General features: G+C 57.8%; 16 protein-coding genes. 12 read left to right on the plus strand and 4 right to left on the minus strand.

The features are described 5' to 3' along the window. Positions 1 to 22: 22 nt before the first annotated feature. Both ffh and ylxM read right to left on the minus strand, forming a co-directional pair. Entirely contained in the window at positions 23 to 1,384 is a 1,362-nt protein-coding gene (gene ffh / locus ACESSO_RS05735) for a signal recognition particle protein (RefSeq protein ID WP_373164102.1), read from the minus strand. A 1-nt stretch (position 1,385) separates the two neighbouring features. Further along, on the minus strand, positions 1,386 to 1,757 hold the full coding sequence (ylxM, locus tag ACESSO_RS05740) for a YlxM family DNA-binding protein (protein ID WP_373164103.1): 372 nt from the start codon (positions 1,755 to 1,757) through the stop codon (positions 1,386 to 1,388). Between the two features lie 196 nt (positions 1,758 to 1,953). Between ylxM and yfmF the strand changes: the two genes are divergently transcribed. The 11 genes from yfmF (at position 1,954) to ACESSO_RS05795 (ending at position 11,914) form a co-directional block, all read left to right on the plus strand. Then, a complete protein-coding gene (gene yfmF, locus ACESSO_RS05745; protein ID WP_373164104.1) occupies positions 1,954 to 3,237 on the plus strand; it encodes an EF-P 5-aminopentanol modification-associated protein YfmF in 1,284 nt (427 codons plus the stop codon). Next, the gene (gene yfmH / locus ACESSO_RS05750) at positions 3,234 to 4,496 is read left to right on the plus strand and encodes an EF-P 5-aminopentanol modification-associated protein YfmH (protein WP_373164105.1); all 1,263 of its coding nucleotides are present in this window, start codon (positions 3,234 to 3,236) and stop codon (positions 4,494 to 4,496) included. The genes yfmF and yfmH overlap by 4 nt, the downstream gene beginning before the upstream one ends. A 32-nt stretch (positions 4,497 to 4,528) precedes the next feature. Then, on the plus strand, positions 4,529 to 5,452 hold the full coding sequence (lgt, locus tag ACESSO_RS05755; RefSeq protein WP_373164106.1) for a prolipoprotein diacylglyceryl transferase: 924 nt from the start codon (positions 4,529 to 4,531) through the stop codon (positions 5,450 to 5,452). Between the two features lie 13 nt (positions 5,453 to 5,465). Beyond that, complete coding sequence (gene folD, locus ACESSO_RS05760) at positions 5,466 to 6,317, plus strand: bifunctional methylenetetrahydrofolate dehydrogenase/methenyltetrahydrofolate cyclohydrolase FolD (RefSeq protein ID WP_373164107.1); 852 nt, start codon at positions 5,466 to 5,468, stop codon at positions 6,315 to 6,317. 109 nt (positions 6,318 to 6,426) lie between these two features. Then, on the plus strand, positions 6,427 to 7,104 hold the full coding sequence (gene rpiA / locus ACESSO_RS05765) for a ribose-5-phosphate isomerase RpiA (RefSeq protein WP_373164108.1): 678 nt from the start codon (positions 6,427 to 6,429) through the stop codon (positions 7,102 to 7,104). Positions 7,105 to 7,160: 56 nt separating this feature from the next. Next, positions 7,161 to 7,763, plus strand: coding sequence for a bZIP transcription factor (locus tag ACESSO_RS05770; RefSeq protein ID WP_373164109.1), 603 nt, complete (start codon positions 7,161 to 7,163; stop codon positions 7,761 to 7,763). A 157-nt stretch (positions 7,764 to 7,920) separates the two neighbouring features. Further along, positions 7,921 to 8,232, plus strand: coding sequence for a 50S ribosomal protein L21 (gene rplU / locus ACESSO_RS05775; protein WP_297283272.1), 312 nt, complete (start codon positions 7,921 to 7,923; stop codon positions 8,230 to 8,232). 4 nt (positions 8,233 to 8,236) lie between these two features. Next, positions 8,237 to 8,575: a ribosomal-processing cysteine protease Prp gene (locus ACESSO_RS05780; RefSeq protein WP_373164110.1), complete on the plus strand. Its 339-nt coding sequence runs from the start codon at positions 8,237 to 8,239 to the stop codon at positions 8,573 to 8,575. Next, positions 8,562 to 8,840, plus strand: coding sequence for a 50S ribosomal protein L27 (gene rpmA / locus ACESSO_RS05785; RefSeq protein ID WP_031476960.1), 279 nt, complete (start codon positions 8,562 to 8,564; stop codon positions 8,838 to 8,840). Before ACESSO_RS05780 ends, rpmA begins: the two co-directional genes overlap by 14 nt. Positions 8,841 to 8,917: 77 nt before the next feature. Further along, a complete protein-coding gene (obgE, locus tag ACESSO_RS05790; protein WP_373164111.1) occupies positions 8,918 to 10,192 on the plus strand; it encodes a GTPase ObgE in 1,275 nt (424 codons plus the stop codon). Between the two features lie 198 nt (positions 10,193 to 10,390). Further along, the gene (locus tag ACESSO_RS05795) at positions 10,391 to 11,914 is read left to right on the plus strand and encodes a 4Fe-4S dicluster domain-containing protein (protein WP_373164288.1); all 1,524 of its coding nucleotides are present in this window, start codon (positions 10,391 to 10,393) and stop codon (positions 11,912 to 11,914) included. Between the two features lie 81 nt (positions 11,915 to 11,995). On the opposite strand, the gene ACESSO_RS05800 is transcribed toward ACESSO_RS05795, so the two are convergent. Further along, entirely contained in the window at positions 11,996 to 13,030 is a 1,035-nt protein-coding gene (locus tag ACESSO_RS05800; RefSeq protein ID WP_373164112.1) for an alcohol dehydrogenase, read from the minus strand. 157 nt (positions 13,031 to 13,187) lie between these two features. Between ACESSO_RS05800 and ACESSO_RS05805 the strand changes: the two genes are divergently transcribed. Then, a complete protein-coding gene (locus ACESSO_RS05805) occupies positions 13,188 to 13,949 on the plus strand; it encodes a 4Fe-4S dicluster domain-containing protein (RefSeq protein ID WP_373164113.1) in 762 nt (253 codons plus the stop codon). 59 nt (positions 13,950 to 14,008) lie between these two features. Here the strand turns inward: ACESSO_RS05805 and ACESSO_RS05810 are convergent, their stop codons facing one another. After that, positions 14,009 to 14,968, minus strand: a complete 960-nt coding sequence (locus tag ACESSO_RS05810) for a hypothetical protein (protein ID WP_373164114.1) — start codon at positions 14,966 to 14,968, stop codon at positions 14,009 to 14,011. Positions 14,969 to 14,977 lie beyond the last annotated feature (9 nt).

The raw sequence follows: 14,977 nt of genomic DNA on the forward strand, positions 1-14,977 counted from the left end.
TTCTTTACAAACAAACGGGGGGTCAGAACGGCAGCTTGAGACCGCCGAGACCGGGGAAACCGCGGCGCTTTTTGCCCTTGCCGCCGCGGGCAAGGCCGGAAAGCTGCTTAGTCATCTTCTGCATGGCCTCGAACTGCTTGAGCAGCTTGTTGACCTGCTCGACCGACAGGCCGCAGCCCGCCGCGATGCGCTTTTTGCGCGAGAAATTGATGATGGAGGGGTTATCCCGCTCCTTGGGGGTCATGGACTGGATAATGGCTTCGGTGTGCGCCATCTGCTTTTCGTCGATTTTGGCACCGGCGAGGGCTTTTGCGTCAATACCCGGCAGCATGCCGAGCATTTCCTCCATCGAGCCCATGTTTTTCATCTGTTGCAGTTGATCGTAAAAGTCGGTCAGCGTCAGCTTTCCGGCCATCATTTTCTTTGCGGTTTCGGCGGCTTGCTTCTGATCGAAGGACTCCTGCGCCTTTTCGATCAGCGTCAGCACGTCGCCCATGCCGAGGATGCGGCTTGCCATGCGGTCGGGATGGAACGGCTCGATGTTATCGAGCTTTTCACCCGTGCCAATGAATTTAATCGGTTTGCCGGTGACCGCCTTGACCGAGAGGGCTGCGCCGCCGCGGGCGTCGCCATCCATCTTGCTCATCAGCACGCCGTCGATGCCGAGCGCCTCGTCAAAGGTCTGCGCAACGGTGACTGCGTCCTGACCGGTCATCGCATCGACAACCAGAATGATTTCGGTGGGTTTGACCTCAGCCTTGATGGTTTTGAGTTCGTCCATCAGCTTTTCGTCGATATGCAGACGGCCTGCGGTGTCAAGGAACACCAAATCAAAGCCGTTTCTGCGAGCGTAGTCCACGCCGTGCTTTGCAATCTCGACCGGGTCGCCCTGTCCTTCATCGAACACCGGGATGTCCAGCTGCTTGCCGACCACCTTTAACTGGTCGATTGCCGCGGGGCGGTATACGTCGCAGGCGACGAGCAGCGGACGCCGCTGCTGCTGCTTGCGCAGAAGCGCGGCGAGCTTGGCGCAGTTGGTGGTTTTGCCCGCGCCCTGAAGTCCTGCCATCATCACGATGGTGGGCGGGTTGGGCGAGATGGTCAGACGGGTGGTCTGGCCGCCCAAAAGCGCGACCAGCTCTTCGTCTACAATTTTGATGACCTGCTGGGTCGGGGACAGACTTTCGAGGATTTCTGCGTCGGTCGCCTTTTCGGTGACCGCCTTGATGAAGTCCTTGGCAACCTTAAAGTTGACGTCGGCCTCGAGGAGCGCCATGCGGATTTCGCGCATCGCTTCCTTGATGTCCGACTCGGTCAGCCGTCCTTTGCTGCGCAGGTGCTTGAATGCGGATGAAATTTTTTCGGTAAGGCCTTCAAATGCCATATTAAGCCTCCTGCCTGAGCTGTTCGAGCAGCGCCGTCATACGGGAGAGAATTTCCTCCGCTTCGCGGCTGTGCAGTTTGTCGGCGTTGAGCGCGGAAAGCAATGCGACCTGACGGGAAAGCTCTTCCGCGCACCGTTCAGTGCCGCCGTAGCGGGCAACCAGACCGAGCTTTTCCTCCATCTCGCGCAGCGCGTGTTCCGCGCGCTTGATGCTGTCGCGCACCCCCTGACGGGTGATGCCCGCGTGCTCGGCAATTTCGGCCAGCGAAAGGTCTTCATTATAATACAGGTCGAACAGTTCGCGCTGTTTTTCCGTGAGCGTCTCGCCGTAAAAGTCGAACAGCAGGCTCATTTCGAGCGGTTTGCCTTTCATCGGCGGGCCTCCCTGAATAGTGTAAAGTGTTTCGCCTTTACATCGAACGTGACTATTCTACCGTATATTTGGCGCGGTGTCAAGGGAAAAATAGGGGAGAACACGAATTTTGTTCACATAATCTTCGTTTGCTTCACACCTTCAATGATGCTATAATAATGCCCATGGAAAAATTTTTCCGGAAATGAGGGAAATCATGCAACAAGTGACGCGGAAAAAGCTGGCCGCAGGGGTGAATCTCACCTGTGTGACCACGCCGAAATTCAAGCGTGCGGTTTTGCGTGCGGTGCTGCTGCTGCCGCTGGGCGGACCGGACGCGGCGCTGCGCGCCTGTCTGCCGCATGTGCTGCGGCGCGGTACAAAGAGCTTGCCCGATCTGCGGGCCATTGGCGCAGAGCTGGACGAGCTGTACGGCGCGCGCATCGAAGCGGTGGTGCGCAAGGAAGGCGAACATTTGGCGGTGGGCTTTTTGTCCGACTGCATTGATGAAAGCTGCGCGCCGGGCGCGGACGGTCTGACCGCTGGGGTCATCCGCCTGCTGGCCGAGCTGCTGTGCGACCCGTATACGCAGGACGGCGTATTCTGTCCGGATTATACGGCGGGCGAACGCGAAAATCTAATCGACCGCATCGCGGCGCAGAAAAACGACCCGCGCGCGTGGGCGCCGCTGCGTCTGACGCAGTTGATGTGTGCGGACGAGGCATACGGACAACCGGTGTATGGCACCAAGGAGCAGGCCGAGAAAATCACCGAGAAAAAGCTGTACGCGGCCTACCGCCGCGCGTTGGACGAAGCGCAGCTCGAGCTGTTTTACTGCGGGCCGCTTGCGCCGGAAACCGTCGGGCAGATGTTTGCGGAAACACCGTTGACGGAGCCGCGCACCGGTGCGGGAGCGCTGCCTGCGACCTGTGTGCTTGCACAGCCCAAAGAAGCGGCGCGAGAAATCATTGAGGAAGAAGCGGTCACGCAGGGCAAGCTGTCGCTTGGTTTCCGCACAGGCGGCGCGAGCCTGACCGGCGGAGACGCGGCCGCTTACTGGATGTTTCAAACGCTGTACGGCGGTTCAACCAGCTCCAAGCTGTTCTTGAACGTGCGTGAAAAGCAGTCGCTCTGCTATTATGCGAGCGCGCAGTTTGTTGCGTCCAAGGGACTGATGCTGGTCAATTCCGGCATTGAAAACGATAAATTCGCGGTCGCGCGGGATGAAATCCTGCGGCAGCTGGATGTCTGCCGAGAAGGGGACATCACGGACGCGGAAATCGACAGCGCGCGCCGCACGCTGTCCGGCGGCTGGCGCGCCATGCTGGACGACCCGCTGACACTTGAGCGGTACTGGATGGGACAGGCCGCGGCGGGTACGCTTACGTCGCCCGAAGAGCGCATCGCGCAGCTCGAGACAGTCGACCGTGCGCGTATTGTCGCCGCGGCGCAGGCTACCGCACTTGACACGGTATATTTTATGAAGGGGGCGGCGCAATGAGCAAGGTTTGGACCGCCCTGCGCGAGCGCGCAGAGGAGCGCACGCTGGAAAACGGCTTGCGTGTGTGCTATCTGCCCAAGGAGGGCTTCGGAAAGACGTTTGCGATCCTCGCAACCAACTTCGGTTCGGTTGATGCGTCCTTCACGTTTGAGGGGACGCGCTATGACACGCCTGCGGGTGTGGCGCATTTTCTCGAGCACAAGATGTTCGAGGACGAGGACGGCAACGCGCTGCAAAAGTTTGCGCGCACGGGGGCCAGCCCCAACGCCTTCACCAGCCACACGATGACGGCTTATCACTTTTCCTGCACCGAGCGGTTTGAGGAAAATTTGGAAATTTTGCTGAAATTCGTGTTTACACCGTATTTCACCGAGGAAAACGTCGCCAAGGAGCGCGGTATCATCGGGCAGGAAATCGGCATGATGGACGACACCCCCGGTTGGCAGCTGTTCTGCGGCGTGCTCGAAGGGCTGTATCGCAGCCATCCGGTGCGCGTGCCGATCGCAGGCAGCGTGGAGAGCATCGCGCGCATCACGCCCGAGGTGCTGTACACCTGTCACCGCGCGTTTTACAGCCCGAAAAACATGGCGCTTATCGTCTGCGGCACGGCGGACTTTGACGAGGTCTGCCGCATGGCGGCGCAGTATTCGCCTGCTGATGCGCCCGAAATCGGGGAGCGGCATTACGGTGAGCGCCGTGAGGCGGTCAGTGAGCTGACGGTCACGCGGCGGATGCCGGTGTCGCGGCCGCAGTTCATGCTGGGCTTTAAGGATACGCCGCTGGAGACGGGCGAGAGTCGTCTGCGCCGTTCGCTGCTGGGTGAGCTGGCGGTGCGCATCCTGTGCGGCGACACTGCGCCGCTGTATGCCGAGCTATATGAAAAACGCTTGATTGGCCGCGATTTCGACACGGATTATACGCTGATTCCGGAGGGCGCAATGGCGCTGCTGGGCGGCGAGAGCCGCGACCCGGAAGCCGCGCGTGCGGCAATCGAGCGGGAAGTTGCGCGTCTGGCACGCGAAGGTGTGGAAAAGCCGCTGTTTGACCGCATGAAAAAGGCGCTTTACGGTCTGCGTCTGCGCGTGCTGGATGTGCCGGAGGCCTATGCACGGCAGGAGGCGACGGCTTTGTTCGCGGGCGAGCACTACGCGGATTTTGCCGCGCTGTTCGACACCCTCGCACCTGAGGATGTGCAGGCGGTATTTGCACGCTGGGCGCAGCGCGACCGGTCGAGTCTGTCGGTCGTTTTGCCAGGATAACTCATTTCTGACAGCAAAGGAAGCAAAACATCATGGAACATGCAATTTCTTTCCCGGCGCTCGGATTGGATTTTCAGATTAACCGTGTCGCCGCGAACGTATTCGGCAAGGATATCTACTGGTACGGTATCATTATTTGCATTGGCTTTGTGCTGGCGGCGCTGTATGTAAACGCACGCGTCAAAGAATTCGGCTGCACCTCGGATAATCTGATGGATTGTCTGATTATTTGTGTGCCGGTTGGCATCATCTGCGCACGCATCTATTATGTGGCGTTTGAATGGGGGTACTACAGCCAGCACCCGAATGAGATCATCGCGGTCTGGAACGGCGGCATCGCCATTTACGGCGCGGTAATCGGCGTGGTGATTGCGCTGTATGTATACAGCCGCGTCAAAAAACTCTCGTTTGCCAACCTATGCGATTTAGCGGCCTTTGGCCTGCTGATCGGCCAGTGCATCGGGCGCTGGGGCAATTTCGTCAACGGCGAGGCGCACGGCGGTCCAACCGACCTGCCCTGGGGTATGTCGATTGACGGCGCAGCGGCGGTGCATCCAACCTTTTTATACGAATCGGTTTGGAATCTGGTGGGTTTTATTGCGCTGCATTTCTACTCGAAAAAGCGCAAATTCCCGGGCGAGATGGCGCTACTGTACGTCGCGTGGTATGGCCTTGGCCGTGCGTGGATCGAAGGCCTGCGCACGGACAGCCTGTATATCGGCACGATGCGTGTTTCGCAGGGACTTGCAGCGGTCAGCTGCATCGTGGCAATCGCGCTGCTGGCGCGTGGGTACAATCGTTTGAAGGTTGCCAAGGCATTCTATGTGCCGCCTGTGGCGGAACCGGAGCAGACGGCATCCGACACAGCAGAGGAAAAAACGGCGGAAACGACGGAAAAAAGTGTGGATAGCGCACAACCCGTGACAACCGAATCGGAAAAAAAGACAGAAAACTAAGGGGGAACGCAGTATGAGTGCAGTAAGAATGGACGGTAAGGCGTTGTCGGCCAAGGTGCGCGGCAGCATTCTGGAGGAAACCGAAGAGCTGAAAAAGCAGGGCATCACGCCCGGCCTCGCGGTTATCATTGTGGGCAACGACCCGGCCAGCGAAATCTATGTCCGCAACAAGGAAAAAGCGTGCGCGGAGTGCGGTTTTTACAGTGAAAAGTATGCGCTTCCGGCGGAAACAACACAGGAGGAACTGCTCGGCCTGATTGCACAGCTCAATGAAAGTCCGCAGATTTCGGGCATTCTGTGTCAGATGCCGGTACCGAAGCATATCTCCGAGCAGGCGGTTATCGACGCCATCGACCCGAAAAAGGATGTTGATGCGTTTCATCCGGTCAACGTCGGTAAGATCATGACCGGGAATTTCGACTTTGTGCCGTGCACGCCCGCAGGCGTCATGGAGCTGCTCGACGAATATCAGATTGATCCCAAAGGCAAGGAATGCGTCATTGTCGGACGGTCGAATATCGTCGGAAAGCCGATGAGCATGCTGCTGCTGCACCGTCACGGCACGGTTACCATTTGCCACAGCCGCACGCAGCACCTCGATGAGGTCTGCCGCCGCGCGGATATTCTGGTTGCGGCAGTAGGCAAGGCAGGCTTTATTACGCCCGATATGGTCAAGGACGGCGCGGTTGTGATCGACGTGGGTATCAACCGCAATGCCGAAGGCAAGGTCTGCGGCGACGTGGACCCCGCGGTGGCGGAAAAGGCGTCGTACATGACGCCGGTTCCGGGCGGCGCAGGCCCCATGACCATCACCATGCTGATGAAAAATACACTCAAGGCTGCCAAACTGCAAAATCACGCATAAACCGCTCTGCTTTTGCGTGGAAATCATTGACCTTTTTTGCCAATCATCTTATAATAAAGATAATAAGGCGGCCGGGGAGAATCGGCGCGGATGGCAGGGAGGAAAAACAATGGATATGAAAAAACTGGCGGGCGACAAAGCCGCAGAGTACGTAAAGGACGGCATGGTCGTCGGTTTGGGCACCGGCTCGACCGCGTATCATATGGTGAACGCAGTGGGCGAGATGGTCAAGAACGGCCTCAAGATTCAGGCAATTCCGACCTCCAAGGCCACGGAAGCACAGGCACGCGAACTGGGCATCCCGCTGCTGACAATCGATGAGGTCGATCATGTCGATCTGGATATTGACGGCGTGGATGAGATCGACCCGCAGTTTAACGCCATTAAGGGCGGCGGCGGCGCGTTGTACCGCGAGAAGGTTGTGGCAACGCTCGCCAAGGAAGTCATCTGGATTATGGACGAAAGCAAGCTGGTCGATAAGATCGGCGCATTCCATCTGCCGGTTGAGATTGCACAGTACGGTTCCAAGCAGGCGATGGCCAAGATGGAGGAATACGGGTTTCACCCGGTGCTGCGTGTGCGCGACGACAAGACCTTCGTAACCGATAACGGCAACTTTATTGCCGACCTGCACCTCGGCGCGGGCTTTGATATCGAGGATGTCCGCGAGAAGATCAGCGGCATTGTGGGCGTGCTGGAGCACGGCCTGTTCCTCAACATGTGCAAACGGATGATTGTTGGCTGCGCTTCGGGCGAGGTCAAGGTCATCGAGAACCCCGCAAAGTGATGGGAGATAGACGCACATCCGGACACCGGATTGGAGACCGAATTGGAGGTACTCCCATGGAGCGGACGCCGGCACGCCGCCGTTCGTCCGCAAAGCCGATGAAGCTCAATTACCGCATGCTGCTCTGCATTGCTGTTTTGGTGTTTTTCCTGTTGGCATTGCTGTTTTTCATTTTGTTTTTGTCGCGCGGCGGCAAAATTGATGAACTGAACAAGCAGGTGGAAACGCTCAATGGGGAAAAAACCAGCCTGTCCGAGCAGGTTAATACCCTGACGCAGGACAATCAGACCATGCTGGCGGGGCTGACGGCTGCTTTGCCTGACCCGACCACGGCGCAGACCGATGATCTCACCGCTCTCATTCCTCAGCTGACCGAGGGCGTGTATGTGGTGCGCAGCACAGGAACGCAATACCAGTATCTGAGCGTGCCAACCGGGTATCTGCAGGATAAGCTGACCGCTTATCGCGACAATGCGGAAGGATATTCCGTTGTGGAAGGCGATGCGCCTGCCTGCACCTGCTGGGTGCTGTTCCCGGACCGGGTTATCGGTCTGGCAGAGGGGGATAAAGGCTTTGTCAGCATGGACCGCGCCGCTACCGGCAGCGCAACCACTGTGCCGAGCGGGATGTACGCCTTTGTGGCGAGTTTCTTCGCATAAAATTGCAAAAAAACGCGCGGCAGGACTTGACATGGTCCTGCCGCTTGTGTTATGCTACTAAAAGCCGCATTGTGCATTGGCCCCAGTTAAGTGCGCCCGAATCCCGGTCGCCGCCGTGCCAAGCGTGACTCTACAACGAAAGAGAGGGAAAACCAACATGTATGCCATTTTGAAAACTGGCGGCAAGCAGTACAAGGTATCTGAGGGCGACGTGATCTACGTGGAGAAGCTCGGCGTAGAGGACGGCGCGACCGTTACGTTTGACGAGGTTCTGGCTGTAGGCGAAGGCGACTCGCTGACCGTCGGCGCTCCGTATGTTTCCGGCGCCGCTGTAACCGGTACGGTCGAGAAGACCGGCAAGGGCAAGAAGATCAACATCTTCAAGATGAAGCCCAAGAAGGGTTACCGCAAGCGTCAGGGCCATCGCCAGCCGTACACCAAGGTGACCATCGCGTCCATTAAGGCGTAAGGCTGTGACGAAGGTCACATTTTCGTCGCGGGAGGATAAACTCCTTTCGGTGGACATCCTCGGTCACGCGGGCTACGCGGACGAGGGTGAGGACATCGTTTGCGCGGCGATTTCCAGCGCGGTCATGCTGACCCATGCTTTGCTGTTTGACGTACAACGCATCCCGGTCGATACTCTGATTGAGGATGACGGCGCGCATATCCGTATCACCCTGCCCCAAGGCGCGGGGATGGAACGCGGACAGGACGCGCTTCGAGCGCTCCGGCTGCATTTTACCGAGCTGGAACAGAATTATTCGGAATTTTTAAGCGTAATGGAGGTGCACACAGATGCTGAAGATTAGCTTACAGTTTTTCGCTCATAAAAAGGGCGTAGGTTCGACCAAGAATGGTCGTGACTCCGAGGCAAAGCGCCTTGGTGTTAAGCGTGCGGACGGCCAGACCGTTCCGGCGGGCAACATTCTCGTCCGTCAGCGCGGCACGAAGATCCATCCGGGTCTGAACGTAGGCCGCGGCAAGGACGACACTCTGTTTGCAAAGGTCGAGGGCGTTGTTCGTTTCGAGCGCCTGGGCAAGGACCGCAAGCAGGTTTCCGTTTACCCGCAGTAAACAATTGAGTATAGACAAAATCCCAGACGGTTGTCTGGGATTTTGTTTTAACAACCACATGAAAGGAGGACTTCCCTGTGTTTATTGATATTGCCAAAATTAAAATCGTGTCCGGCAAGGGTGGCGACGGCAAGGTCGGCTTTCACCGCGAGAAGTATGTCGCGTCCGGCGGACCGGACGGCGGTGACGGCGGTCGCGGCGGTTCCGTCATTTTCAAGGTGGACGATAATCTGTCCACACTGCTCGATTTCCGATATAAGAAGAAATACGTTGCCGGTGCGGGCGAAAACGGCGGCAGCAAGCGCTGCAAGGGCAAGGACGGTGCGGATTTGATCATCCGCGTGCCGCGCGGTACCATTATCCGCGACCAGAAAACCGGTCAGGTTATCAAGGATCTGTCGGATGACGAGCCGTTTGTCGCGGCCAAGGGCGGCAACGGCGGCTGGGGCAACACGCACTTTGCCACCCCGACCCGTCAGGCGCCGCGCTTTGCCAAGCCCGGACAGCCGGGCATCGAGCGCGATATTATTCTGGAGCTGAAGCTGCTTGCGGACGTGGGGCTGGTCGGCTTCCCGAATGTCGGAAAATCGACGCTGCTTTCCATGGTGTCTGCGGCACGCCCCAAGATCGCAAACTACCACTTCACTACGCTGGTCCCCAATCTGGGCGTGGTGTCGGTCGGTGAAGAGCAGAGCTTTGTCATGGCCGATATTCCCGGCATCATTGAGGGTGCGGCCGAGGGCGCGGGTCTGGGACATGACTTTTTGCGTCATATTGACCGCTGCCGTCTGCTGCTGCATCTGGTGGATGCGGCGGGCAGCGAGGGTCGCGATCCGCTCGACGACATTGAAAAAATCAACGCTGAACTGACCGGTTACAGCGAATTTCTCGCAGCGCGCCCGCAGATTATCGTGGCCAATAAGGTCGACCTGCTGGGCGACGATCGTGAGCCGGTGGAAAAGCTCAAAAAATATGCGGAAGAGCACGGCTTTTTGTTCGCGGAGCTGTCCGCGGCAACCAATCAGGGCGTAGCGGAGCTGATGCGCCTGACGTGGAACGAGCTGCAGCAGCTGCCGCCAGTGTTCACCTATGAGCCGGAGTTTGTCGAAACACCTGAGGACACCACGGGCGAGCGTGACTGGACGGTCGAAAAGGTGGACGACTATTATGTTGTCTCGGGCGCATGGGTGGACAAGATTATGGGTTCGGTCAACATCGACGACTACGAATCCCGTCAATATATGGATCGCATGCTCAAGAGCGCAGGCGTATATGACAAGCTCGAGCAGATGGGCGTGCAGGAGGGCGATTTTGTCGTCATCGGCGATCTGGAATTTGAGTACGTTTATTGATGGCCTGCCGCGATTGCCGGCAAAGCAGAAAGCGTAAAAAGTGAATACGGAAAATTGTTAAATTTTCTACAATTTATGTCTTTACAAGATTCCCGCTTTGCGGTATCCTGATAATAGGTATGGATATGCGCTGTCAAGGGACAGCGTACCGCCCTGCATCCAAATGAACGACTTGAATACAAGGGGGATATGAAAATTATGAGAGGCGTAGAGACCCGCATTCAGGAGATCCGCCGTCGTATTTTCCGCGAGGTGGCCCGCATGGCCTACCACACGGAGTGGCCGACGGACAGGCGAATCGAAGCGCTCCCGTATGAAATTATTCCGGGCGAAATCGGCAATTTCCGCAACGATATTTTCCTCGAGCGTGCAATTGTCGGCGAACGCTTGCGCTTGGCGATGGGCTTGCCCTGCCGCAATGCGGCGGAGCATTCGCCGGTATCGGATAACATCGAAGCCGCGACCCGTGAGGAAACCTATTACACGCCGCCGCTGGTGAATATCATCAAGTTTGCCTGCAATGCATGCAAGGAAAATGAGATTATGGTCACCGACGGCTGTCAGGGCTGTCTGGCGCATCCGTGCGTAGAGGTCTGTCCCAAGGGCGCCATCACGCTCGACCGCTATAACGGCCGCTCGCACATCGATCAGGAAAAATGCATCAAGTGCGGCCGCTGCGTGGACGTTTGCTCGTATCACGCCATCATTCATCAGGTGCGTCCGTGTGCCGCAGCCTGCGGTGTGGATGCGATCCGCAGCGACAAGAACGGCAAAGCGGATATCGACTATGAAAAATGCGTTTCCTGTGGCATGTGTCTGGTTAACTGCCCGTTCGGCGCGATTGCGGACAAATCTCAGATTTTCCAGATGATTCGCGCGATTCAGGCGGGTGAGCGCGTATATGCAGCCGTTGCGCCTGCTTTTGTCGGCCAGTTTGGTCCGAAGGTTACGCCGGGCAAGCTGCGTGCTGCGATGAAGCAGCTCGGCTTTGCCGACATTCTGGAAGTTGCCATCGGCGCGGACCTGTGCGCAGCGCAGGAGGCGGAGGACTTTGTCAAGGAAGTGCCGGACAAGCTGCCGTATATGGGTACATCCTGCTGCCCGGCATGGTCCGTGATGGCAAAGAAGATGTTCCCCGATCAGGCGGAGTGCATCTCCATGGCGCTGACGCCCATGACGCTGACCGCGCGCCTGATTAAGCACCATCATCCGGATGCCAAGGTCGCCTTTATCGGTCCGTGTGCAGCGAAAAAGCTGGAGGCAATGCGCAAGGATGTCCGCAGCGAGGTCGATTTCGTATTGACCTTTGAGGAAATGACCGGCATTTTTGACGCGCGCCATGTCGATCTGGAGTCCCTGCCCGAAGACCCGCATGGTGTTAACGACGCCTCCACCGACGGCCGTAATTTTGCTGTTTCGGGCGGTGTGGCGCAGGCAGTCGTCAACGTCATCAAGGAGAAATATCCCGAGCGCGAGATCAATGTGGTCAACGCCGAAGGTCTGCGTGAGTGCCGCAAGATGCTGCAGGCGGCCAAGGCCGGCAAGTATAACGGCTATCTGCTGGAAGGCATGGCCTGCCCGGGCGGCTGTGTTGCCGGTGCGGGTACCATGCAGGCAATCAAGAAGTCGGCGGCTGTGGTTGGGCTGTACGCCAAGCAGGCAGAGCACCCGACTGCGACCGGCACCGAGTATGTCAAGGAGCTGGACAAGCTCGTCGACTAATGGTTCCATGGAAAGGAACACCATTCCATCAGTGCAAAAAAGAACCGCCATTTGGCGGTTCTTTTCATTTTATGAGAGCAGTCAGGTTGTGATAGCGACTTTGCAGACCTCGTCGCGCCGCGCTTCAAACAGCGCGTAAGCTGCGTCGATTTCCGAAAGCGGGAAAATATGCGTGATAAGCGGGGTTGTGTCCAGTTCGCCCGCTGCAATCAAACGGAGGATTTCGGCGCAGTCGCAGCCGTCCACGCCGCCGGTCTTGAAGGTCAGATTTTTGCCATACATATCAGGCAGCGGCAGCACCTGTGGGCGGTCGTACAGCGCAACAATGGTGACAATGGCGTTGGGGCGCGCGCATTCCCATGCAAGCCGGAAACTGTCCTCCGTGCCCGCAACCTCGAGCACCACGTCCGCGCCGCCGTGTCCGCTGTTGTGCCGTACAAACTCAAGCGCATGCGCGGGCGAGACGGTCAGCACATCAGGGTAGTGTTCCTGCACAAAACGCCGCCGCACAGGGTCGCTTTCGCACATGATGATGCGGCGCGGACGGTGCAGCATGGTGCAGAGCAGCGTACAGATGCCGGTCGGACCCGCGCCGATAATAAATACGGTATCATTGGGGTGAATTTCCGAAATACGGGCGGCCCAGAAGCCGGTCGCAAGAATGTCGCCGGTAAACAGCGCCTGTCGGTCGGATACGCCGTCGGGAATGCGGTTCAGACCCTGGTCGGCATAGGGGACGCGGACATATTCCGCCTGTCCGCCGTCGATGCGGCAGCCGAGCGCCCAGCCGCCGTCCGGGTCCTCGCAGTTGTTGACAAAGCCGTTCTGGCAGAAAAAGCAATGTCCGCAAAAGGTTTCCACATTGACCGTGACCCGGTCGCCGGGTTTGACGGTCTGTACGGCCTCACCGACCTGCTCAACCACACCGACCATTTCATGTCCGACGGTTATGCCGGGGACGGCGCGCGGTACCGAGCCGTGCTTGATGTGCAGATCGCTGGTGCAGATGCTGGAGAGGGTGACACGAACAATAGCGTCGCGTACATCGCGTAGAACCGGTTTTGGTTTGTCGAGCAGGGCAAAGTGCCCCGGTTCTACATAGGTGTATGCAAGCATGCTTTTCTCCGCCCCTTTCCAATTGCATTTATTATAGAGCACGGCGCGAATAAAGTCAAATGCAGGCGCTTTTTGGCAAAGCGAAATACACGCATGGCTGACATCATACGGCTTTTATGGTATAATGATGCAATCAAACAGAAAAGGAAGGATGGACATGCCGGAAAAGATAACCGTGCTTCACTTCAGCCCGACAGGGGGGACGCGGCGCGCCGCGCTGCTGCTTGCGGGACAGATTGCATCACAGGTGGAGGAAATCGACCTGACCTTGCCGCAGCCTCAGGAAAAAACCTTCACGCCGCAGGACGTGGTGCTGGTGGCTGGACCGGTTTACGGTGGGCGGCTGCCCGCGCTGATGGTCGAGCGTCTGCGGCACTATACCGGCGGCGGTGCGTGCGCGGTATCCGCAGCGGTTTACGGCGGTCGAGCCTATGAGGATGCGCTGGTTGAGTTGGATGACCTTCTGGAAGCACAGGGGTTCTGCGTGACGGTAGGGACGGCTCTGCTGGCTGAGCATTCAATCGCACATACGCTGGCAGTCGGTCGGCCGGATGCGCAGGATGCGGCGCAGTTGGCCGGATTCGGCGCTCGTATTGCGGAAAAGCTCGATAAGGGTGATGCGAATGCGCCGCAGGTGCCGGGCAACCGCCCGTATCGGGAGTGGGCCGGTATGCCGGTTGTACCCATTGCAAGCGACGCCTGCGTCGGCTGCGGGGAATGTGCCAAAGTCTGCCCTGCACAGGCCATTCCGCTTGAGAATCCGTCGCAGACCGACAAGACGCGGTGCATCACCTGCATGCGGTGTGTGGCGGTTTGTCCGGTGAAAGCGCGTGCGCTGCCTGCACAGGTGCAGGATATGCTGGCGCAAAAGCTCGCGCCGTTTATGGAACGCCGGCCGGAGAATGAACTTTATCTGTGAAAATGCAAAAGAGGCTGACCCGTATCGGGTGCAGCCTCTTTTGCTGTAAGGGAAAGAGATTAACCGCGTACAATGTTGCGGTAGCGGCCGAGCGCGTCGTTCCAGCTGCTGTCATGCGCGGCGTCGCGCTGATCGGGCAGCGAATAGGTTTCCTGCAGGTATTTCCCGAGGAAAGCCGAAACCTTAACCGCTCCGGCGTAGTTGAGGTGGTCGCCGCGGTCGCGCGTGTCGCGCGTCCAGTCAATCGGCACCTCCTTGGGCATGGTGTTCAAATCGAGATAAGTCAGGTTGTTTTCCTTTGCAAAAGCCGCGATGCTGTTGTGTCGCGCCTGATTCCAGTTGATGGTACTCGGTGTGCTGACCAAAATCAGTTCGGCATTTTTTTCCTCACACAGTGCAAGCATATCCTGCAAACAGGATTCATTGAGCGTGGGAATCGGCGCGGACGTGTCAGTCGGCACCATGTAGTTTTTGGTGCTTGCGGCCGCAACGGCGGAGTTGTAGCGGAAGCCTTTGAGGTCGTCCGTCCAGGTGTATTCCACCGGACGGCCGAAGTCGTTGACCTTGAGCGACTTCCAGCGGTCATGATATCGAAGTACGGAAAACAGGTTTTTCGCGCGGGAGAGCAGATAGTCATTGAGCTTATACGGACGGAAGATTGCGTTGGTTTCCAGTATAACAACCGAGGGGCTTTGCCGTTCGAGCGCCTGCCGCAGGAAACGGTAGGAATCATAGAGCGGCTGGGCGGGAGTGCTGCACAGATAAGAGCGGAAACCGCGCTCTTCCCACATCTGCATAGGGGAGATTGAACTGTATGCCTCGCTGTCGCCCACAACCAGCACGTCGATAGAGTTTTCTCTTTCGCCCAATATGCCGCTGGCCAGCATTTCGGCGTCATTCACGCCAAAGGCTTTGTGGTTGTTTTTGGGCATGAACAGATAGGAGGCGGCCAGCATGAGTGCGCACAGCAGCGTCAGAAAACAGGCGCTTTTGACAAAGAGCGCAATATGTTTTTTCAAGTGGGACAC

Source organism: Agathobaculum sp. Marseille-P7918, assembly GCF_964248325.1.
GTDB lineage: Bacteria > Bacillota > Clostridia > Oscillospirales > Butyricicoccaceae > Agathobaculum.